14 protein-coding genes and 1 tRNA gene are annotated in these 20,954 nt (G+C 70.9%); 12 read left to right on the top strand and 3 right to left on the bottom strand.

Translation table 11 applies throughout. The features are described 5' to 3' along the window. Window positions 1-192 precede the first annotated feature (192 nt). The 10 genes from dnaA (at window position 193) to IG94_RS0116550 (ending at window position 14,259) form a co-directional block, all read left to right on the top strand. Window positions 193-2,148, top strand: a complete 1,956-nt coding sequence (gene dnaA, locus IG94_RS0116595; RefSeq protein ID WP_031036542.1) for a chromosomal replication initiator protein DnaA — start codon at window positions 193-195, stop codon at window positions 2,146-2,148. Window positions 2,149-3,048: 900 nt separating this feature from the next. Further along, window positions 3,049-4,179 (top strand): DNA polymerase III subunit beta, encoded by a 1,131-nt coding sequence (dnaN, locus tag IG94_RS0116590; protein WP_031036538.1) that lies wholly within the window; start codon window positions 3,049-3,051, stop codon window positions 4,177-4,179. A 307-nt stretch (window positions 4,180-4,486) separates the two neighbouring features. Then, window positions 4,487-5,251, top strand: coding sequence for an NADP(+)-dependent, decarboxylating phosphogluconate dehydrogenase (locus IG94_RS0116585; protein ID WP_031036535.1), 765 nt, complete (start codon window positions 4,487-4,489; stop codon window positions 5,249-5,251). A gap of 65 nt (window positions 5,252-5,316) precedes the next feature. Continuing rightward, the gene (gene recF, locus IG94_RS0116580) at window positions 5,317-6,438 is read left to right on the top strand and encodes a DNA replication/repair protein RecF (RefSeq protein ID WP_031036532.1); all 1,122 of its coding nucleotides are present in this window, start codon (window positions 5,317-5,319) and stop codon (window positions 6,436-6,438) included. Continuing rightward, the gene (locus IG94_RS0116575) at window positions 6,435-7,019 is read left to right on the top strand and encodes a DciA family protein (RefSeq protein ID WP_031036530.1); all 585 of its coding nucleotides are present in this window, start codon (window positions 6,435-6,437) and stop codon (window positions 7,017-7,019) included. Before recF ends, IG94_RS0116575 begins: the two co-directional genes overlap by 4 nt. A gap of 616 nt (window positions 7,020-7,635) precedes the next feature. Further along, window positions 7,636-9,696 carry a DNA topoisomerase (ATP-hydrolyzing) subunit B gene (gene gyrB, locus IG94_RS0116570; RefSeq protein ID WP_194963129.1) on the top strand — a complete coding sequence of 687 codons (2,061 nt, stop codon included), beginning with the start codon at window positions 7,636-7,638 and terminating at the stop codon, window positions 9,694-9,696. 42 nt (window positions 9,697-9,738) lie between these two features. Further along, entirely contained in the window at window positions 9,739-12,333 is a 2,595-nt protein-coding gene (gene gyrA, locus IG94_RS0116565; RefSeq protein ID WP_031036526.1) for a DNA gyrase subunit A, read from the top strand. A gap of 18 nt (window positions 12,334-12,351) precedes the next feature. Further along, on the top strand, window positions 12,352-13,065 hold the full coding sequence (locus tag IG94_RS0116560) for a DUF3566 domain-containing protein (RefSeq protein ID WP_078535776.1): 714 nt from the start codon (window positions 12,352-12,354) through the stop codon (window positions 13,063-13,065). Window positions 13,066-13,177: 112 nt separating this feature from the next. Further along, window positions 13,178-13,251: transfer RNA gene (locus IG94_RS0116555), tRNA-Ile, on the top strand. Between the two features lie 135 nt (window positions 13,252-13,386). Then, window positions 13,387-14,259: an FkbM family methyltransferase gene (locus IG94_RS0116550; protein ID WP_043483855.1), complete on the top strand. Its 873-nt coding sequence runs from the start codon at window positions 13,387-13,389 to the stop codon at window positions 14,257-14,259. Between the two features lie 23 nt (window positions 14,260-14,282). Here IG94_RS0116550 and IG94_RS0116545 read toward each other — a convergent pair whose 3' ends face one another. Together IG94_RS0116545 and IG94_RS0116540 are read right to left on the bottom strand one after the other, a co-directional pair. Beyond that, window positions 14,283-15,050 (bottom strand): glycosyltransferase family 2 protein, encoded by a 768-nt coding sequence (locus IG94_RS0116545; protein ID WP_031036519.1) that lies wholly within the window; start codon window positions 15,048-15,050, stop codon window positions 14,283-14,285. A 187-nt stretch (window positions 15,051-15,237) separates the two neighbouring features. After that, window positions 15,238-19,311, bottom strand: a complete 4,074-nt coding sequence (locus tag IG94_RS0116540; protein WP_031036517.1) for a WD40 repeat domain-containing protein — start codon at window positions 19,309-19,311, stop codon at window positions 15,238-15,240. Between the two features lie 414 nt (window positions 19,312-19,725). Between IG94_RS0116540 and IG94_RS0116535 the strand changes: the two genes are divergently transcribed. Continuing rightward, window positions 19,726-19,920: a ferredoxin gene (locus IG94_RS0116535; RefSeq protein ID WP_031036514.1), complete on the top strand. Its 195-nt coding sequence runs from the start codon at window positions 19,726-19,728 to the stop codon at window positions 19,918-19,920. Between the two features lie 151 nt (window positions 19,921-20,071). On the opposite strand, the gene IG94_RS0116530 is transcribed toward IG94_RS0116535, so the two are convergent. Further along, on the bottom strand, window positions 20,072-20,443 hold the full coding sequence (locus tag IG94_RS0116530) for a DUF6344 domain-containing protein (protein ID WP_031036511.1): 372 nt from the start codon (window positions 20,441-20,443) through the stop codon (window positions 20,072-20,074). Window positions 20,444-20,781: 338 nt separating this feature from the next. Here IG94_RS0116530 and IG94_RS43140 point away from each other — a divergent pair, with 338 nt between their 5' ends. After that, window positions 20,782-20,910 carry a DLW-39 family protein gene (locus IG94_RS43140; protein ID WP_003999697.1) on the top strand — a complete coding sequence of 43 codons (129 nt, stop codon included), beginning with the start codon at window positions 20,782-20,784 and terminating at the stop codon, window positions 20,908-20,910. Window positions 20,911-20,954 lie beyond the last annotated feature (44 nt).

Genomic DNA, 20,954 nt, shown 5'->3' with positions numbered 1-20,954 from the left:
CGCCATTCGGTCAAACCAGCGGTGACCGGGAGACACTTGTCCACAGGCTGGGGACAACAACTTGAACCCTACCGGCCGCGCTGACTACCGTGGCTGAACTCCGATTCGTTCCCTTATCCCTGCCCCACCCGAGTTTCATCCCGACCCGTCCCCGAATCACACCTTCGAGGGACTCGTGAGAGAGCGTGCCCTGTGGCTGACGTACCTGCCGATCTTGCCGCAGTGTGGCCACGCGTATTGGAGCAACTTCTCGGAGACGGCCGCGGGCAGGGCGTCGAGTCGAAGGACGAGCACTGGATCCGGCGCTGCCAGCCGCTGGCGCTGGTGGCCGACACCGCCCTGCTCGCCGTACCGAACGAATTCGCCAAGGGCGTACTGGAGGGACGCCTCGCCCCGATCGTCGGCGAGACGCTGAGCCGCGAGTGCGGCCGCCCGATCCGCATCGCGATCACCGTTGACGAGACCGCAGGCGAGCCCGCAGGCCCCGCTTCGGCCCCCGCACCCCAGCCGCCGGCCGCCCGCCCGCAGCCCCGCTACGAGGAGCCGGAGCTCCCTCCGGGACCGGGACCGGGTCGTGAGGAATACCGCGACGAGTACGAGGGATACGGCCGCAACCGCGCCGACCAGCTCCCCACCGCCCGGCCCGCCTACCCGCAGGAGTACCAGCGGCCCGAGCCCGGCTCCTGGCCGCGCCCGGCCCAGCAGGACGACTACGGCTGGCAGCAGCAGCGCCTCGGCTTCCCCGAACGCGACCCCTATGCCTCGCCCCCGCAGGAGCCCTACGGCCAGGAGCCGTCCCGGTACGCCCACGACGCGTACGAACAGGACTACCGCCGGCCGGCGCCGGAGCGCCCGCCGTACGACGCCCCGCGCGGTGACTACGACAAGCCCCGGCCCGACTACGACGCTCCACGCGGCGACTACGAGCAGTCCCGCCCCGACTACGACCAGCCGCGGGGCGACTACGAGCCGCGCGGCCCCCGCCGGGACCTGCCCGACCCGCCGGCCGGCTCCGGGCACGTCCACCGCGGCGGCCCCGTGGGCCCCGGCCCCGCCACCGGCGCGCCCGGCCCACTGGCCGCCCAGCCCGCACCGGCCACCGGCCCCGGCGAGCCGACCGCGCGCCTGAACCCGAAGTACCTCTTCGACACCTTCGTCATCGGTGCGTCCAACCGCTTCGCCCACGCCGCTGCCGTCGCCGTCGCGGAGGCGCCCGCGAAGGCGTACAACCCGCTCTTCATCTACGGGGAGTCGGGCCTCGGCAAGACGCACCTCCTGCACGCCATCGGGCACTACGCACGCAGCCTCTACCCGGGCACGCGGGTGCGGTACGTGAGCTCCGAGGAGTTCACCAACGAGTTCATCAACTCCATCCGCGACGGCAAGGGCGACAGCTTCCGCAAGCGCTACCGCGAGATGGACATCCTGCTCGTGGACGACATCCAGTTCCTGGCGGACAAGGAGTCGACGCAGGAGGAGTTCTTCCACACCTTCAACACCCTGCACAACGCCAACAAGCAGATCGTGCTCTCCTCCGACCGGCCGCCCCGGCAGCTGGTGACGCTGGAGGACCGGCTGCGCAACCGCTTCGAGTGGGGCCTGACCACCGACGTCCAGCCACCCGAACTCGAGACGCGCATCGCGATCCTGCGCAAGAAGGCGGTCCAGGAACAGCTCAACGCCCCGCCGGAGGTACTGGAGTTCATCGCCTCCCGGATCTCGCGCAACATCCGGGAGCTGGAGGGCGCGCTGATCCGGGTCACGGCCTTCGCCTCGCTCAACCGGCAGCCGGTCGACCTGGGCCTGACGGAAATCGTCCTCAAGGACCTGATCCCCGGCGGCGAGGACTCGGCCCCGGAGATCACCTCGACGGCCATCATGGGCGCGACCGCCGACTACTTCGGCCTCACCGTCGAGGACCTGTGCGGCACCTCTCGCGGACGGGCGCTCGTGACGGCCCGGCAGATCGCCATGTACCTGTGCCGGGAGCTGACGGACCTCTCGCTGCCGAAGATCGGCGCGCTGTTCGGCGGCCGGGACCACACCACCGTCATGCACGCCGACCGCAAGATCCGCAATCTGATGGCCGAGCGGCGCTCCATCTACAACCAGGTGACCGAGCTGACCAACCGCATCAAAAACGGCTGACGCCCGCCCGTACCGGCCACGCAGGCGCCTCCCGGACACCGGGAGGCGCCTTCTTCGTGCCCGGCGGCACCTGTCCGGGCCCCCGCCGTCCCTGCCGCCGTCGTACGGCTGTCCTGTCCACTGTTCGAATACCCGCCGGGTTACGGGCGTCCTCCACAGATTCGGCTACTTTTTTCCGTCCACACCTTGGGGACTGGGAAGTTGTCCCGATCCTGTCCACAGGCCAGGGTGTTGAGGGATCATCAGGCCAGGTCACCTCCCTGTGGATTCGTGGACGAAGGATCTCCACAGGCTGTGGACAAAGAAATGATCCACAGGCTGTGCATCAAGTTGTCCACGGGCAACCCACAGGCTGGAGCGAGTTGTCCCCAGCGATCTCCAGCTTCTCCACATGCCTGTCCACTGTTCGGCAACATGACGCGCCCTGTCACCGCGTCGAGTGAAAGGCGTCACATCAAGGTGCCGGGTTGGCCTGTGGGAAAGGTGGGTAAAGCTGGGGACGACGCTGGGGAGAACTCGCCCCTGCCTGTGCACGGAGTGTGCAGAACTTTCCGTTCTCCACAGAAGCGCCCGGTTGTCCACCGGCTCCGCCCACAGGCCCCGTGGACAAAATCTTGGCTCTGACCTGCGCAAACGAGGTTATCCACGGTATCCACAGGCCCTACTACTACTGACGACTAGAGAGAGAGCGGAATCCGTTTCGAAGCGGGTCCTGTGCACAACTCGCTCTCTCGGCCCCGGCTGCCCCTCGTCACGACTTGACCCCGAACGGCACCTACTGTCAGTGGGGTGCGTCAGACTGGTCCCGGTGTTCTGCCCCTCACAGCGGCGGGCGACACCGGTCAGACGACGAAGGCGAAGCAGGGCGAGCAGCGCCGGCAACAGCAGGAGGCGGCAACAGTGAAGATCCGGGTGGAACGCGACGTACTCGCGGAGGCAGTGGCCTGGGCCGCACGCAGCCTCCCGGCCCGTCCGCCGGCGCCGGTCCTCGCGGGCCTGCTGCTGAAGGCCGAGGAGGGGCAGCTGAGCCTGTCCAGCTTCGACTACGAGGTCTCCGCGCGGGTGTCGGTCGAGGCGGAGATCGACGAGGAGGGCACCGTCCTCGTCTCCGGCCGCCTGCTCGCCGACATCTCCCGTGCCCTCCCCAACCGGCCGGTGGAGATCTCCACAGACGGTGTACGGGCGACGGTGGTCTGCGGCTCCTCGCGGTTCACCCTCCACACCCTGCCGGTGGAGGAGTACCCGGCGCTGCCGCAGATGCCGGAGGCCACGGGCACCGTCCCCGGCGAGGTCTTCGCCTCGGCGGTGCAGCAGGTCGCGATCGCCGCGGGCCGCGACGACACGCTGCCCGTCCTCACCGGTGTGCGCATCGAGATCGAGGGCGACTCGGTGACGCTGGCCTCCACCGACCGCTACCGCTTCGCGGTCCGCGAGTTCCTGTGGAAGCCGGAGAACCCGGAGATCTCCGCCGTCGCCCTGGTGCCCGCCAAGACGCTCCAGGACACCGCCAAGGCGCTGACCAGCGGCGACCAGGTGATCCTGGCGCTGGCCGGTTCGGGCGCGGGCGAGGGCCTGATCGGTTTCGAGGGCGCCGGACGCCGGACGACGACGCGTCTTCTGGAGGGCGACCTCCCGAAGTACAAGACGCTGTTCCCGACGGAGTTCAACAGCGTCGCCGTGATCGAGACCGCCCCCTTCGTGGAAGCCGTCAAGCGTGTGGCCCTGGTCGCCGAGCGCAACACCCCGGTGCGGCTCAGCTTCGAGCAGGGTGTGCTCATCCTGGAAGCCGGCTCCAGCGACGACGCACAGGCTGTGGAAAGGGTCGACGCCCAGTTGGAGGGCGACGACATCTCGATCGCCTTCAACCCGACCTTCCTGCTGGACGGTCTGAGCGCCATCGACTCCCCGGTCGCCCAGCTCTCCTTCACGACGTCCACGAAGCCTGCGCTGCTCAGCGGCAAGCCCGCGGTGGACGCCGAGGCGGACGAGGCCTACAAGTACCTGATCATGCCGGTGCGGCTGAGCGGCTGAGCGGCTGAGCGGCTGAGTCCGTCGGTCGGCGTCCGCCGAGGGGCTGCCGGGGGTGTGGGGGTCGTCCCCACAAGGCCGCAGTATGCCGGTGCGGCTGAGCGGCTGAGCGCAGCGGTCGGGTCGGCGGCGGTTGTCCACAGGGTGAGGACAAAGGTGCAGGTGGGGGCGTACGTCTGAGCGCGTATGCCCACAGCTGTGCACGGGCGTCCGGGTTTAGGCTCGGGACGGGTACGAAAGTGCCGCGGCACGCATCCGGCGGGTACGGAGGTGCCGCCTTGCCACCTCGCACACCTAAGGAACGCAACTGATGGAGCTCGGTCTCGTCGGCCTCGGCAAGATGGGCGGCAACATGCGCGAGCGGATCCGCCGCGCGGGCCACACCGTCGTCGGATACGACCGCAATCCGGACCTCGCCGACGTCCACAGCCTGGAAGAGCTTGTGGGCAAGCTCAGCGCCCCGCGCGTGGTGTGGGTGATGGTCCCGGCCGGCGAGGCCACCCAGGCCACCGTCGACCAGCTCGGCGAGCTGCTCGAGCCCGGCGACGTCGTCGTGGACGGCGGCAACTCCCGCTGGACGGACGACGAGCGGCACGCCGGGGAACTGGCCGCCAAGGGCATAGGCTTCGTCGACTGCGGCGTCTCCGGCGGCGTCTGGGGCCTGGAGAACGGCTACGCCCTGATGTACGGCGGCGACTCCGAGCACGTCGCCCGGGTGCAGCCCGCCGAGGGCTGGGAGCTGCTGGAGAAGGTCGACTCCGTGGACAACGTCCGCGAGGTCTTCCGCTCCTGGCAGGAGGGCACGGTGATCCGCTCCTGGCTGCTCGACCTGGCGGTCAACGCGCTCGACGACGACCAGCACCTGGACGGGCTCCGGGGCTATGCACAGGACTCCGGTGAGGGACGCTGGACGGTGGAGGCGGCGATCGACAACGCGGTGCCGCTGCCCGCGATCACGGCCTCGCTCTTCGCGCGGTTCGCGTCCCGGCAGGACGACTCGCCGCAGATGAAGATGATCGCCGCGCTGCGCAACCAGTTCGGCGGCCACGCGGTGGAGAAGAAGGCCGAGAAGTAAGCAGCACCCGAGGGCCACGCGCCCGAGGGACGAACACAGAACACCCGGGAGGTCGGCGCACGACCATGCACGTCACGCATCTGTCGCTGGCCGACTTCCGTTCGTACGCCCGGGTCGAGGTGCCCCTGGACCCGGGCGTCACCGCCTTCGTGGGCCCCAACGGGCAGGGCAAGACGAACCTGGTCGAGGCGGTCGGCTACCTCGCCACCCTGGGCAGCCACCGGGTCTCCTCCGACGCCCCCCTGGTGCGCATGGGCGCCGAGCGCGCCGTGATCCGCGCCCAGGTCAGACAGGGCGAGCGGCAGCAGCTGATCGAGCTGGAGCTGAACCCGGGCCGGGCCAACCGCGCCCGCGTCAACAGGTCCTCGCAGGTCAGGCCCCGGGACGTACTCGGCATCGTGCGTACCGTCCTGTTCGCGCCGGAGGACCTCGCGCTGGTGAAGGGCGACCCCGGCGAGCGGCGCCGCTTCCTGGACGAGCTGATCACCGCCCGCTCCCCGCGGATGGCCGGCGTGCGCTCCGACTACGACCGGGTCCTCAAGCAGCGCAACACCCTGCTGAAGTCGGCGGCGCTCGCCCGCCGGCACGGCGGCCGCACGATGGACCTCTCCACGCTCGACGTCTGGGACCAGCACCTCGCCCACGCGGGTGCCGAACTGCTCGCCCAGCGCCTGGACCTGATCGCGGCCGTGCAGCCGCTGGCGGACAAGGCGTACGAGCAGCTGGCCCCGGGCGGCGGTCCCGTCGCGCTGGAGTACAAGCCGTCGGCGCCGGGCGAGGCGCACACGCGCGAGGACCTGTACGAGCAGCTCATGGCCGCGCTCGCCGAGGCGCGCAAGCAGGAGATCGAGCGGGGCGTCACCCTGGTCGGTCCGCACCGGGACGACCTGCTGCTCAAACTCGGGGCGCTGCCCGCCAAGGGCTACGCCTCCCACGGCGAGTCGTGGTCGTACGCGCTGGCGCTGCGGCTGGCGTCGTTCGATCTGCTGCGGGCCGAGGGCAACGAGCCGGTGCTGGTCCTGGACGACGTCTTCGCCGAGCTGGACGCGCGGCGCCGGGAGCGGCTGGCCGAGCTGGTGGCGCCCGGCGAGCAGGTGCTGGTGACGGCCGCGGTCGACGACGACGTCCCGCACGTGCTGGCGGGGGCGCGCTTCACGGTGGCGGAGGGCACGGTGGAGCGCGTATGAGCGCCGACGCGCCGGGACCGGGCCCCGAAGAGCCTTCCGGTGAGCGCGGGGCGAGCGGCCCCCGGCGCCCCGAGCCGTCGTCCGGCGTCGACCTCGCGCGCGTGGCGCTCAGGGCGGCACGGGAGGCGGCACGCGCGCGCGGGGACGCGGCCCAGCAGCGGAAGCAGGCGCGTCGCGGTGGTCTGCGCTCCGGAGCGCGGGCCGACGGCCGCGACCCCATGGCGCTGGGTTCGGCGATCAACCGGCTGATCACCGAGCGCGGTTGGGAGACGCCTGCCGCGGTGGGCGGAGTGATGGGCCGCTGGCCGGAGATCGTCGGTGAGGACGTGGCCAAGCACTGCGTGCCGGAGCGGTACGACGAGGACGAGCGGGTGCTGGTCGTGCGCTGCGACTCGACGGCCTGGGCGACGAACCTGCGGTTGCTCGCCCCCACTCTGGTGGCCCGGCTCAACGAGGACCTGGGGCACGGGTCGGTGCGGATGATCAAGGTGCTGGGCCCCGGCGGGGCCGGCGGACCCGGCCGCCGCTACGGCCCGCTGCGGGCCCCCGGGAGCCAGGGCCCGGGCGACACCTACGGATGAGACGGCACCGGCCGCCGAAAGACACCGGCCGTCGAGCGGACCCGGCCGGCGAGCGGAACCGCGCGGCGAACGACAACGGAGCGGGCGGCACCGGAGCGGGCACCGCGGGTGATCCGGAGCGCGCCAGTCCGCCCCGCTGCCCGCCGCCCGTAGACGTGGCCGTTGCCGTGCCGGAAGGCCTCCGGAGCGGCTTCTGACACCTGATCAGCGGCCGGTGATGTAACTCACAAAAATCGATGTCGATGCCCCGTTTGAACCGGCGGAACGCCCTCGCTCGCACCGTCGCGAGCGGCTCCGCGCCACGTTCTGACTCCCAAGTAGCAAAGGGTTGACACCTCAAAGCGCTGAGTGCCGGTGTGAGCCTCCTGGAGCCCCCTTCCGCATATCGGGAGTCGGACGAGCCCGGTTCAGGGCGGCACATGCGGACTCAGGTACCGGCAAACCCCCATCAGTGTCAGTGGTACCGGTAGAATGGAAGCCAATCCCGCCCCGAACGTGGGGACCGTCCGGGACTAGCTGAGCAACGCTGATCAAGGCTTATCAACGCAACATGCCGCAGCCGCTCCGGCGGGCACCCCAAGGAGCCCGGCTCGTGCTGTGCCAGAAAGGGCGCTTCGTGGCCGATTCCGGCAACCCCAACGAGAACAACCCGTCCACCGACACCGGCGTGAACGACGTGGTGAGCACCGCCGACGGCGCCGCATCCGCGTCGTACGACGCCAGTGCCATCACCGTGCTCGAGGGTCTGGACGCGGTCCGCAAGCGACCCGGTATGTACATCGGCTCAACCGGTGAACGCGGTCTGCACCACCTGGTGCAGGAAGTCGTCGACAACTCCGTGGACGAGGCGCTGGCCGGCCACGCGGACAAGATCGACGTCACGATCCTCGCCGACGGCGGCGTCCGGGTCGTCGACGACGGCCGCGGCATCCCGGTGGGCATCGTCCCGTCCGAGGGCAAGCCGGCCCTGGAGGTCGTGCTGACCGTGCTGCACGCGGGCGGCAAGTTCGGCGGCGGTGGTTACGCGGTCTCCGGCGGTCTGCACGGCGTGGGCGTCTCCGTCGTCAACGCCCTGTCCACCAGGGTCGCGGTGGAGGTCAAGACCGACGGGCACCGGTGGACGCAGGAATACAAACTGGGCGTCCCCACGGCACCGCTCGCCCGGCACGAGGCCACCGAGGAGACCGGCACGTCGGTCACCTTCTGGGCCGACGGCGACATCTTCGAGACCACCGACTACTCCTTCGAGACGCTCTCCCGGCGCTTCCAGGAGATGGCCTTCCTCAACAAGGGCCTGAAGATCAACCTCACCGACGAGCGCGAGTCGGCGAAGGCCACCGCCGGCGCGGACGAGGCGGGCGAGGACGAGAAGCACGAGGTCAAGAGCGTCGCGTACCACTACGAGGGCGGCATCGTCGACTTCGTGAAGTACCTCAACTCCCGCAAGGGAGAGCTGGTGCACCCCACCGTGATCGACCTCGAGGCGGAGGACAAGGACAAGAGCCTGTCCCTCGAGGTCGCGATGCAGTGGAACGGCGGCTACACCGAGGGTGTGTACTCCTTCGCCAACATCATCCACACCCACGAGGGCGGTACGCACGAGGAGGGCTTCCGCGCGGCGCTCACCTCGCTGATCAACAAGTACGCGCGGGACAAGAAGCTGCTGCGCGAGAAGGACGACAACCTCACGGGTGACGACATCCGCGAGGGTCTGACCGCGATCATCTCGGTGAAGCTGGGCGAGCCCCAGTTCGAGGGCCAGACCAAGACGAAGCTCGGCAACACCGAGGTGAAGACCTTCGTCCAGAAGATCGTCTACGAGCACCTGACCGACTGGCTCGACCGCAATCCCAACGAGGCCGCGGACATCATCCGCAAGGGCATCCAGGCGGCGCACGCGCGCGTGGCGGCCCGCAAGGCCCGTGACCTGACGCGTCGCAAGGGCCTGCTGGAGACGGCGTCGCTGCCGGGCAAGCTGTCCGACTGCCAGTCGAACGACCCGACCAAGTGCGAGATCTTCATCGTCGAGGGCGACTCCGCCGGCGGCTCGGCCAAGTCCGGCCGGAACCCGCAGTACCAGGCGATCCTCCCGATCCGCGGCAAGATCCTCAACGTCGAGAAGGCCCGCATCGACCGGATCCTGCAGAACCAGGAGATCCAGGCGATGATCTCCGCGTTCGGCACCGGTGTGCACGAGGACTTCGACATCGAGAAGCTCCGCTATCACAAGATCATCCTGATGGCGGACGCCGACGTCGACGGCCAGCACATCAACACCCTGCTGCTGACCTTCCTGTTCCGCTTCATGCGGCCGCTGGTGGAGGCCGGTTGCGTGTACCTCTCCCGTCCCCCGCTCTACAAGATCAAGTGGGGCCGGGACGACTTCGAGTACGCGTACTCCGACCGTGAGCGCGACGCCCTGATCGAACTGGGCCGCAGCGCGGGCAAGCGCATCCGCGAGGACTCCGTGCAGCGCTTCAAGGGCCTGGGCGAGATGAACGCGGAGGAGCTGCGCATCACGACCATGGACCAGGAGCACCGTGTGCTCGGCCAGGTCACGCTCGACGACGCCGCGCAGGCCGACGACCTGTTCTCGGTGCTGATGGGCGAGGACGTCGAAGCCCGGCGCGCGTTCATCCAGCGCAACGCCAAGGACGTTCGCTTCCTCGACATCTGAGTCGGTCTCGGCTGACCGCACCAGGAAGGACCTTCACCAGCAATGACCGACGAGAACACCCCCGTGACGACGCCCGAGGGTGACGCCCTGGCGATGCGTGTCGAGCCCGTGGGGCTCGAGACGGAAATGCAGCGTTCGTACCTCGACTACGCGATGTCCGTCATCGTCTCCCGCGCGCTGCCCGACGTACGCGACGGCCTCAAGCCCGTGCACCGTCGCGTGCTGTACGCCATGTACGACGGCGGCTACCGGCCCGAGCGCGGCTTCTACAAGTGCGCCCGCGTCGTCGGCGACGTCATGGGCAACTACCACCCGCACGGCGACTCCTCCATCTACGACGCGCTCGTGCGCCTCGCCCAGTCCTGGTCGATGCGGATGCCGCTCGTCGACTCCAACGGCAACTTCGGCTCGCCGGGCAACGACCCGGCGGCGGCCATGCGGTACACCGAGTGCAAGATGGCGCCGCTGTCGATGGAGATGGTCCGCGACATCGACGAGGAGACCGTCGACTTCACGGACAACTACGACGGCCGCTCCCAGGAGCCGACCGTCCTGCCGGCCCGCTTCCCGAACCTGCTGATCAACGGCTCGGCGGGCATCGCGGTCGGCATGGCGACCAACATCCCGCCGCACAACCTGCGCGAGGTCGCGGCCGGCGCCCAGTGGTACCTGGAGAACTACGAGGCCTCGCACGAGGACCTGCTCGACGCCCTGATCGAGCGCATCAAGGGCCCCGACTTCCCGACCGGCGCCCTGGTGGTGGGCCGCAGGGGCATCGAGGAGGCCTACCGCACCGGGCGCGGCTCGATCACCATGCGCGCGGTCGTCGAGGTCGAGGAGATCCAGAACCGCCAGTGCCTGGTGGTCACCGAGCTGCCCTACCAGGTCAACCCGGACAACCTCGCGCAGAAGATCGCCGACCTGGTGAAGGACGGCAGGATCGGCGGCATCGCCGACGTCCGCGACGAGACCTCCTCGCGCACCGGCCAGCGCCTGGTCATCGTGCTGAAGCGGGACGCCGTCGCCAAGGTCGTCCTGAACAACCTGTACAAGCACACCGACCTGCAGACCAACTTCGGCGCCAACATGCTGGCCCTGGTGGACGGCGTGCCGCGCACCCTCTCCCTGGACGCGTTCATCCGGCACTGGGTGAACCACCAGATCGAGGTCATCGTCCGCCGTACGCGCTACCGGCTGCGCAAGGCCGAGGAGCGGGCGCACATCCTGCGCGGCCTCCTGAAGGCCCTGGACGCCATCGACGAGGTCATCGCGCTGATCCGGCGCAGCGACACCGTCGAGATCGCGCGCGGCGGCCTGATGGAGCTCCTGGAGATCGACGAGATCCAGGCCAACGCGATCCTGGAGATGCAGCTGCGCCGGCTGGCCGCCCTGGAGCGCCAGAAGATCGTCCAGGAGCACGACGAGCTCCAGCGGAAGATCAACGAGTACACCCAGATCCTCGCCTCGCCGGCCCGCCAGCGCGGCATCGTCAGCGAGGAGCTGACCGCGCTCGTCGAGAAGTACGGTGACGACCGCAAGACGAAGCTGATCCCCTATGAGGGCGACATGTCCATCGAGGACCTGATCGCCGAGGAGGACATCGTCGTCACGGTCACGCGCGGCGGCTACATCAAGCGCACCAAGACCGACGACTACCGGGCCCAGAAGCGCGGCGGCAAGGGCGTACGCGGCACGAAGCTCAAGGAAGACGACATCGTCAACCACTTCTTCGTGTCCACCACGCACCACTGGCTGCTGTTCTTCACCAACAAGGGCCGGGTCTACCGGGTGAAGGCGTACGAGCTGCCCGACGCCGGGCGCGAGGCGCGCGGTCAGCACGTGGCGAACCTGCTGGCCTTCCAGCCGGACGAGACCATCGCCCAGATCCGCGCGATCCGCGACTACGAGGCGGTGCCGTACCTGGTCCTGGCCACCAAGGCGGGTCTGGTGAAGAAGACGTCGCTGAAGGACTACGACTCGCCGCGTTCGGGTGGTGTCATCGCCATCAACCTGCGCGAGCAGGAGGACGGAACCGACGACGAACTGATCGGGGCCGAGCTCGTCTCCGCCGAGGACGATCTGCTGCTGATCAGCAAGAAGGCGCAGTCGATCAGGTTCACCGCCTCGGACGACACGCTGCGTCCCATGGGGCGGGCCACCTCGGGTGTCAAGGGCATGAGTTTCCGCGCAGGGGACGAGCTGCTCTCGATGAATGTTGTTCGAGCCGGTACGTTCGTGTTCACTGCCACTGACGGCGGTTACGCGAAGCGGACCTCCGTCGACGAGTACCGGGTTCAGGGTCGCGGCGGCCTCGGCATCAAGGCCGCCAAGATCGTCGAGGACCGCGGGTCGCTCGTGGGCGCGCTGGTGGTCGAGGAGCACGACGAAATCCTCGCCATCACACTCTCGGGCGGTGTGATTCGTACGCGAGTCAGCGGGGTCAGGGAGACGGGCCGTGACACCATGGGCGTCCAACTGATCAATCTGGGCAAGCGCGATGCCGTCGTCGGCATCGCACGCAACGCCGAGGCGGGACGCGAGGCGGAGGAGGTCGACGGCGATGTGGTCGTCGACGAGACCGCCGAGGGTGCCGCGACCACCGGCACGGACGAGGGTGAGGCGCCCTCGGACGAGTAGCACGAGGAGAGAGTCATCGTGAGCGGAGCCACGGGCGCCGGATCGACCGGTACCTCAACGGGTACGGAAACGGGCGGCGGCGGCCGTGGCTCCGCCGCGCGTGCGGCAGACCCGCACACGACCCAGCTCCGCAAGATCGACGACGGCGCGAGCGGTGCGCACACGTCCCAGACGCATGGATCCCAGGGGGGAACTGTGACGGACACTCGAGGCCAGCAGACGCAGGCGGCCTCGCCGCTGCCGGGAGAACGGCAGCCCCAGCAGTCCGGCGGGCCGTACCACCCGCCGCAGGCCTACCAGACCCAGGGCGGCAACGCGTCCGCCGTGCGCCGCCCACGCACCGGGGCGCGCACGACGCCCCGGGTCCGCAAGGCCCGGCTGCGTGTCTCGAAGGCCGACCCGTGGTCGGTGATGAAGGTCAGCTTCCTGCTCTCCATCGCTCTGGGCGTCTGCACGATCGTCGCGTCCGCCGTGCTGTGGATGGTCATGGACGCCATGGGTGTCTTCTCCACGGTCGGCGGCACGATCGCCGAGGCGACCGGATCGAACGAGTCCAACGGCTTCGACCTGCAGTCCTTCCTGTCGCTGCCCAACGTGCTGCTGTTCGCGACGGTCATCGCGGTCATCGACGTCGTCCTCGCGACGGCGCTGGCCACCCTGGGTGCCTTCATCTACAACCTGTCCGCCGGCTTCGTCGGCGGTGTCGAGCTGACCCTCGCCGAGGACGAGTGAGGGTCGTCCTGATCGCCGCTTTCCGGGCGGGCCGGAACCGATTTTGGGACTGCCCGCCTCGTGCGCTAATCTTCAGGAGTCAGCGCGCGGGACATACACCGCAGAGCGCGGCGGGGCTATAGCTCAGTTGGTTAGAGCGCATCCCTGATAAGGATGAGGCCACAGGTTCAAATCCTGTTAGCCCCACCGATGATGATTCGAATGAGCGGACGTTCCCCGAGTGGGAGCGTCCGTTCTTCGTTCTGTTTCGGGTGGCAGCGGGGAGGCAGTGAGGTGGTCGGGGGCCTTGTCGATCTTCTGGTGGGTGTCGGCTGCCGGTACGTGCGGGGCGCTCCCGGGTCTCTGGGCAAGGCCGGGCTGGCCGCTCGGGTGCTTGATCCGCGCTTGCGTGAGCGTCCCCGGCGGCGGGTGGTCGAGACCCGCTCGGGCGACCGGTTCGCCGTCGACACCCAGGACCTGATCCAGCGGTACCTGTACCTGTTCGGGGTCTGGGAACCGCACCTCACGCGGTGGCTGGAGCGGCGGCTGAAGCCGGGGGACGGGTTCGTCGACCTGGGGGCCAACATCGGTGTGTACGCCGTGCTCGGCGCCCGCCTCGTCGGCCCCTCGGGGCGCGTGGTGGCCGTGGAGGCGTCGCCGGACTTCCACCGCGGGCTGCTGCGGAACGCCGCCCTCAACGGGCGGGGCAACATCCGCGCCGTCAACGCCGCGGTCTCCGACCGTCGCGAAAGGCTCACCTTCGTCCTCGCCAGCTCCCGCAACATGGGCGCGAACAGCATCGTGCCCTACGAGGGGCCTGCCGAGTCGACCTTCGAGACCGAGGCCCGCACCGCGGCCGACCTGCTGCGGCCCGAGGAGGTCGCGTCCGCGCGCGTGATCATGGTGGACGTCGAGGGGGCGGAGGGCGCGGTCGTGCGCGGGATGGAGCCGCTCCTGGACCGGCTGCGGCCGGACGCCGAGATCGTCGTCGAGGTCACGCCGGAGCGCATGGAACGGCTCGGCGACTCGGCCGGCGAACTCATGGAGATCATGCGCCGGCACGGCTTCCACGCCTACCGGCTGCCCAACGACTACGCGCCGGCGAGCTACCCGCGCGCCCTGCGGCACCCGGCGGTGCCGGCCCGGGTGCGGGACACCGTCGAGGGCGAGACGGAACTGGTCTTCTCGCGGATCGACGCCGAGACGCTGGCCTGAGGGGAGGGCGGCGTGCCCTGCCTCTAGTCGGCCGCGCAGTGCCGGCGGAAGCCCTCCAGCGCCCGCGCGCGGGCCTCGGCCACCGCCATGCGCGCGTCGCGCTCGGCGGCGTCCACGTGGGCGGCCTGCCCGGTCGCCTGCCCGGGCCACTTGCGGTAGAGCAGCCCGGCCTCGGAGGAGAACCAGCCCCGGGCGACGGAGTTCAGGGCCAGCAGCAGGCCGGTGTCCTCGGAGGCCGGCAGCGCCATCCAGCCGCCCAGCGCGAGCAGCAGGTCGCGGCGGACGAAGAGCGTCGCCGGGTGCACCTGCGCCCGGTGGTCGTGCGCCGCCCAGTGGTCGAGGACGGCCCCCCGCTCGACCGGGCCGTGCCCGGGATCGCCCGGGAAGCCGACGGTGGAGCCGTCCGGCAGCAGGTCGAGCGCCCGGCAGGTGGCCCATCCGATCGCCGGGTCGGCCTCCAGGGCCGCGAGGTCCCGGTCGAGGGTTCCCGGCAGCAGCCGGTCGTCGGCGTCCAGGACCTTCACGTACGCGCCGTCGGCGTGCGCGAGGGCCATCGTGCGGGCCACGCCGGGCCCTCCGGGGCGGCCCTGGCGGAACGTCACCCGCGGGTCGTCCGGCACGTGGGGCCGTACGGCGTCGGTCCGGCCGTCCTCCTGGACCAGCCAGTGCCATTCCCAGCCGTCCGGGAGCCGCTGCTCGCACAGTGACGCGAAGGCCTCCGGCAGGTACCGGGCCGACGGGGCGTGCACGGCGGTGACGACGGAGATGCGCCGGCTCACGGCGGCACTCACCACCCTTCCTGGTGCGACGGAACGGGACCGGGTGATCCGAGGACGCGAAAAGACCCGACCGCTGGCGACGGGGGATGCGCCAGCGGTCGGGCCATGGCCAAGGCTAGCAAGGCCGGACGCGTGGCGGGTGCCGACTGGTCGGTCGGGACCCGAAGCTGTGACCGGGATCACGTCCTCGCGGGCGGCCTCACCGGTCGCACGGCGGCTCGTAGTCCAGGCGCGGCAGGTACTCGTGCCACCTGTCCTCGGTCAGCACGCCCCGGGTGGCCGAGCAGATCCGGTCGATGGCGTCGTCCACCCCGAGGCTCCACAGGCGGACGGTGTCCGTGCCGCTCGACACCGCGAGCATGTTCCGCACGGGGCTGAAGGACAGGAAGTTGCCCGTCTTGGCGTTGGGGCTCATCGCCCGTCCGACGGGAGCGGCCTCGGCGGGAGCGGTGACGTCCCACAGCCGCACCGTGTTGTCGTTGGCGCCGCTGGCCAGGGTGGAGCCGTCCCGGTCGAAGGTCAGCGACCACACCGAGTCGGTGTGACCGGACAGGGTCGCCTCGGGCCCGGACCCCTCGTGCGGGTCGGTCAGGTTCCACAGGCGGACCGTCCCGTCGTCGCTGCCGCTGGCCAGCGTGTGGCCGTCCGGGCTGAAGGCCAGGGTGTTGACGGCCCCGAGGTGCCCGGTGCGCGGGGAACCGAGGAGGGTGGCGTGCTCGGGGTCGGTCACGTCCCAGAGCCGTACGGTGTCGTCGGCGCTGCCGCCGGCGAGGGTGTGCCCGTCGGGGCTGAAGGCGAGGGTGTTGACGTATCCCGTGGGGCCGCCGAGGGGCTTGCCGAGCGGGCGGAGCCGGGAGGGGTCCTCGGCGTTCCACAGCTGGACGGTGCGGTCGTCGTGGGCCGTGGCCAGCGTGCGCCCGTCGGGGCTGTACGCCAGTGCGTCGGGGCCCGCGTAGCGGGTGTCCAGCCGTACGGGCGGCGCGTGGGCGGTGGGCCGGGAGGGGTCCTCGACGTTCCACAGCTGGACGGCGCGGCCTCCCGTGAGCACCGCGAGGGTGTCGCCGTCCGGGGAGAACGCCAGGGACCGGATGTCGCCCTCTCCCGGTCTGAAGGGGGTGCCCAGGGTCACGGGCCGGTCGGAATCCGTGACGTCCCACAGCCGGACCCGGCCGTCGCGGGCGGCTGTGGCCAGCACCTTCCCGTCCGGCCGGTAGGCACCGGTGCGGCCGATCATGTCCGACGTCGGCAGGGACCACAGCCGGACCTTGCTGTCGCCGCTGCCGGTGGCGAGGGTGCGGCCGTCGGGGCTGAAGCCGAGGGCGTACATCTCGCCGCTGCCCCCGGCGAGGGGCACGCCGATCTCGGAGGGGTAGTCGGGGTCGCTGACGTTCCACAGGCTCGCCGTGCTGTCCGCGCTGGCCACGGCGAGCATGGCGCCGTCCGGGCTGAAGGCCACCGACCAGACCGGACCGGTGTGGCCGGTGAGCGGGGCACCGATGGGCGCCGCCCGTTCCGGGTCGGTCACGTCCCAGAGCCGTACGGTGTCGTCGGCGCTGCCGCTGGCGAGGGTGCGCCCGTCGGGGCTGAACGCCACGGAGTGCACCAGCGCGCCGTGCCCCTCCAGCGGGGTGCCGCGCGGCTCGGGGCGGTCCGGGTCGGTCACGTCCCAGAGCCGCACCGTGTCGTCGTCGCCCCCGGCCGCGAGGGTGTGCCCGTCCGGGCTGAACGCCACCGAGCGCACCGCCGCGGTCGGGCCGGTCAGCGTGTCGAGTGCCTTGGGACGGCCCGGGTCGCCCACGTCCCACAGGCGGACGAAGTGGTCGTCGTGGGCGGAGGCCAGGGTGTGCCCGTCCGGGCTGAAGGCGAGCAGGTAGACGGTGCCGCCGTCGCCTTGCAGGGGAGCGCCGAGCGGACGCGGGCTGCCGGGGTCCCGTACGTCCCACAGCCGGATCGTGCCGTCGTCCGAGGCACTGGCCAGGGTGGTGCCGTCGGGGCTGAAGACGGCGGTGCTCACCCAGCTGGTGTGGCCGGTCAGGGGCTTGCCCAGCGGTTCCGGCCGGGCCGGGTCGGACACGTCCCAGAGCCGGACGGTCCGGTCGTAGCTGGCCGTCGCCAGGAGCCGCCCGTCGGGGCTGAAGGAGGTGAGGTAGACGGCGCCGGTGTGACCGAGGAGCGAGGTGGCCAGCGGCGCGTTCACGATCGATATCAGCCGGTTCCGGACGTTCTCGTCGTCCGGCCGCAGACGGTGCGCGGCGAGGTCGAGCTGGGCCGACAGCGACGGGTCCGTGTCCTGGACCCGGTCCGCCTCGGCGACCACCTGCTCGAACACCGCGTCGTTGCGCTGCTGCCAGGCGATCACCGCCGAGCCCACCGCCACCAGGGCCAGTACCACCAGCGCCGACACCGCGGCGCGGCTGATCAGTACGCCGCGCCGGCGCAGCCGCACCGCCGCGGCGAGGAAGTCCACCGCACTGCGGGTCAGGAAGGTGTCTGCCGAGTCCGCCCAGCCGCGGGCCTGCTCCAGGCGGGACCCCCGGTAGAGCAGCGAGGCGTCGCGGTCCGACTCCTCCCAGGCATGGCCGTCCTCCTCAAGACGCTGGCGCAGCAGGTTGCCGGAGCGGTCCTCGTCGATCCAGTCGCGCAGTCGCGGCCAGGCGTGCAGCAGCGCCTCGTGGGTGATCTCCACGGTGTCCGCGTCCAGGGTCACCAGCCGGGCGCGGACCAGCGCCTCCAGGGACTCCTCGGTCTTGCCGGGGTCGCCCGACTCCTGGGCCAGCAGCCGCCGCGTGCTGCGCCGGCGGGTGGCCTGGGTGTCCTCGCTCAGCCGGACCAGGCGCAGCAGGAGCAGCCGCGCGGCCGTGCGCGCCGCCGGGTCGAGGCCCGACCAGGCCCGCTCGGCGGTCGCGGCCACCGCGCCCTGGATGCCGCCCGCCGCGCGGTAACCGGCCAGGGTCAGCCGGCCCGCCTTGCGCCGCTGCCAGGTGGCGAGCAGCGCGTGGGAGAGGAGCGGCAGCACGCCCGCGTCGTGCGCGCCGCGGGGGCCGTCGCTGCTGACCTCGCGGACGATCAGCTCGGCGAGCCCCGGTTCCAGCTCCATGCCGACGGCCTTGGCCGGCGCGGTCACCGCCTCGCGCAGCTCCGCCGTGGTCAGCGGCCCGAGCACCATGTGCCGGTGCTGGAGCGCGTCGGCCAGTTCGGGATGGTGCAGGCACTGGTCGTAGAAGTCGGCGCGCACGCCGAGGGCCACCAGGACCGGCGCCGGGTCCCCCGGTCCGCCGGGCACGCAGGCGGCCTGCAGCAGCCCTATGAAGGCGCGCCGGTCCGGCTCGTCGGCGCAGAGGGTGAAGAGCTCCTCGAACTGGTCCACGATGACCACGGGACGGACGTCCGGCGCGGCCTCGACGCGTACCGCCCACGCCGCGAACGCCGCCCGCACCGCGTTTCCGGCCTCCGGGTCGGCCTCTTCGCCCCCGCCGCCCCCTCCGTCCTCTTTGTCTCCCTCGGCTCTCTCCGGGCCGCCCGGTTCCACCGCCGCAGCTCTCCTGGCGGCGTCGGCCGCGGGCCCGAGCTCGGGTATCAGCCGGGTCAGTTCGCCGATCGGGTCGGCCCCCGGCACCAGCTGGAGCACCCGGCGGGGCGGACCGGCCCCGGAGTCCGGCGCGCCGCACTGCAGGGCGGGCACGAGTCCGGCGTTCAGCAGCGAGGACTTGCCCGCCCCCGAGGCGCCCACGAGCATCACCAGGCCGCCCGAGTCCTCGGCCGCGCGGAGCTGGGCGACGAGGGCGTCCGTGCTCCGCTCCCGGCCGAAGAACCAGCCGGCGTCCTCCAGCCGGTAGGCGGCGAGCCCCCGGTAGGGGCAGATCCCGCCGGGGGCGGCCGGGGAGTCGGCCGGCGGTGCCTCCTCCTCGGCGGCCGGCGCGGGGCGCTCGCCCGTCGGGTCGGCCACCGCCCGCTCCCACAGGCGCTGCCACTGCACCAGGTCGTACAGACCGGCGGAGACGGGGACCGGGCGCGCGCGCCGCGCCTGCGGGACGAGTACGTGCAGGACCGCCGCGAGGGCGGTGAACTGGGCGGGTACGTTCTTGGCCCGCCGCCAGTCGCTGATGCGCTGGGCGGAGACCCGTACGGGCCGCCCCCGTTCGTCGACCCGCTGGAGCCGGACGACGGCCTCGGACACGCGCTTGAGGGGAGGGTTTCCCGCCTCCTTGTACAGCAGTGCGAGGCGTTCCGCGAAGGCGGTGCGTGCCCCTGAGTCGAAACTCAAGGTCTCCACTCCTTACTTCCCCCGCGCCTGGACGTCCGGACCGGAAAACTCACTCTATACGCCTGACCTGGGCTAACCCAGGCTTCGCGGACGCACGGTCTCCCGGTCGGCTACTCCGGGTGGCAGGATCGCGACGCAGTGGCGAGCAGGCCCCGCGGCACTCGGACAGGTCAGCGGCTCAGCGCTCGGAGTGCCACCCCGTGAGGCCGCATGTTCTCGGTCAGCTTTCGGTGGCCCCCGCCCTTCCCGACCCGTTCCGGTACGCGTGCGATGCGGCGCCGGCGTGGTTTGGTACCGGTCCCCACGAGGGGAGGGACCGGTACCAAGGCATGTCGGCCCGCTTCACCTCCTGGATTCGGACGTTCGTCCGGTGGGCAGGCAGGTCGTGTCGGTTCCGACGGCGGCCGTTGCGGTGGAGGGCGTATGAGGATCTCGGTCGACCCCGAGCAGTGCTACGGCTCCGGCGACTGCGTCCACCGTGCCCCGTCCGTCTTCACACAGGTGGACGGTCTGGGCGCGGTGATACCCGGACGGGAGCACGACATCGACGCGCCGCGGGTGCGCGAGGCGGTCGAGGGGTGCCCTTCCGCCGCGATCAGTCTCGTACGGGAGGACTGAGCGAAGACGCCGGCGCGGGCGCGGCGGGCAGGGCGACGGCCCGGCTGCTCTGCCGAGCGGCCGGGCCGTTTCTCGCGTGTGGTGCGGTACGCAGATCGCCGTGACGTCTGTTGTTTCTGGTCTGCCGGGCGCCGGACGCCCGCCGCACCGCTCAGCGCTGCATCGGGATGGTGTGCTGGGCCGGGGACTCGGCGGTGTCGTCGCACTGGAGGCCGGTGGCGGTCGTGGTGGCGGTGGCGTCGGTGAGCGGACGGTGGCGGCAACTGGGTGCCGATCCGTGGGCCTCGGCGCGGATGCGCTGCTTCATCGTGGGGGGCAGGGAGCCGGTACGGGACCAGGACCATGGGGCCGCCGCCGCGGGTGCCGCCTCGGGGGAGGCGCTCTCGGTCTCCGCGTTGCTGTGCGTTCCGGTCTGCGGTACGGCCGCCGAGGCGGTCGTCGTGACGAGTCCGAGCGCCGTGCACAGCGCGAGGAAGGCGGTGACGATGGTGGTCCACAGCGTCATGACCTTGTTCCGGGCCATAACCCCTCACTTTCGGGTTGGGCGATTTGCGTACTTTCCTCATGATGTGTATGCGGCTCGCGAAGTGGTGGACCTGCGCCCGTGGCGCGTCGATGTTCAGATGAACACCACCCGTATGGCCGCAAGGGGTCCTGAAAGGTCCTGAACCGGTGGGTGACGGGGCAAAGATCGCGGCCCGTGAGGATGTGATCACCCTCCGATCGGAGCGGAGCCGTCCGCTTCTAATGGGCTCGGGAGAGGGGAAGTTGGCCGCCGACTCAGGTCACCGATCGGTATCGGCCGGTGTGTATAGTCGGGCGCCAGAGGTCCCCTACGTCAAGGAAAGACGAGGTCGCGCGGTGAAGAAGCTTCTCCTGGTCGCACTGGCCGCCATCGGCGGGCTCCTCGTGTACCGCCAGATCCAGGCGGATCGCGCCGAGCAGGATCTGTGGACGGAGGCGACTGACTCCGTGCCCACGGGTTCGTGAGTACGACCGACATCAGGTCCTGAGCAGACCCCGGCCGTCACACG

Origin of the sequence: Streptomyces olivaceus (genome assembly GCF_000721235.1) — a bacterium.
GTDB lineage: Bacteria > Actinomycetota > Actinomycetes > Streptomycetales > Streptomycetaceae > Streptomyces > Streptomyces olivaceus.
The sequence above is the reverse complement of the archived record's forward strand: the minus strand, read 5'-3'. Positions and strand labels throughout refer to the sequence as shown.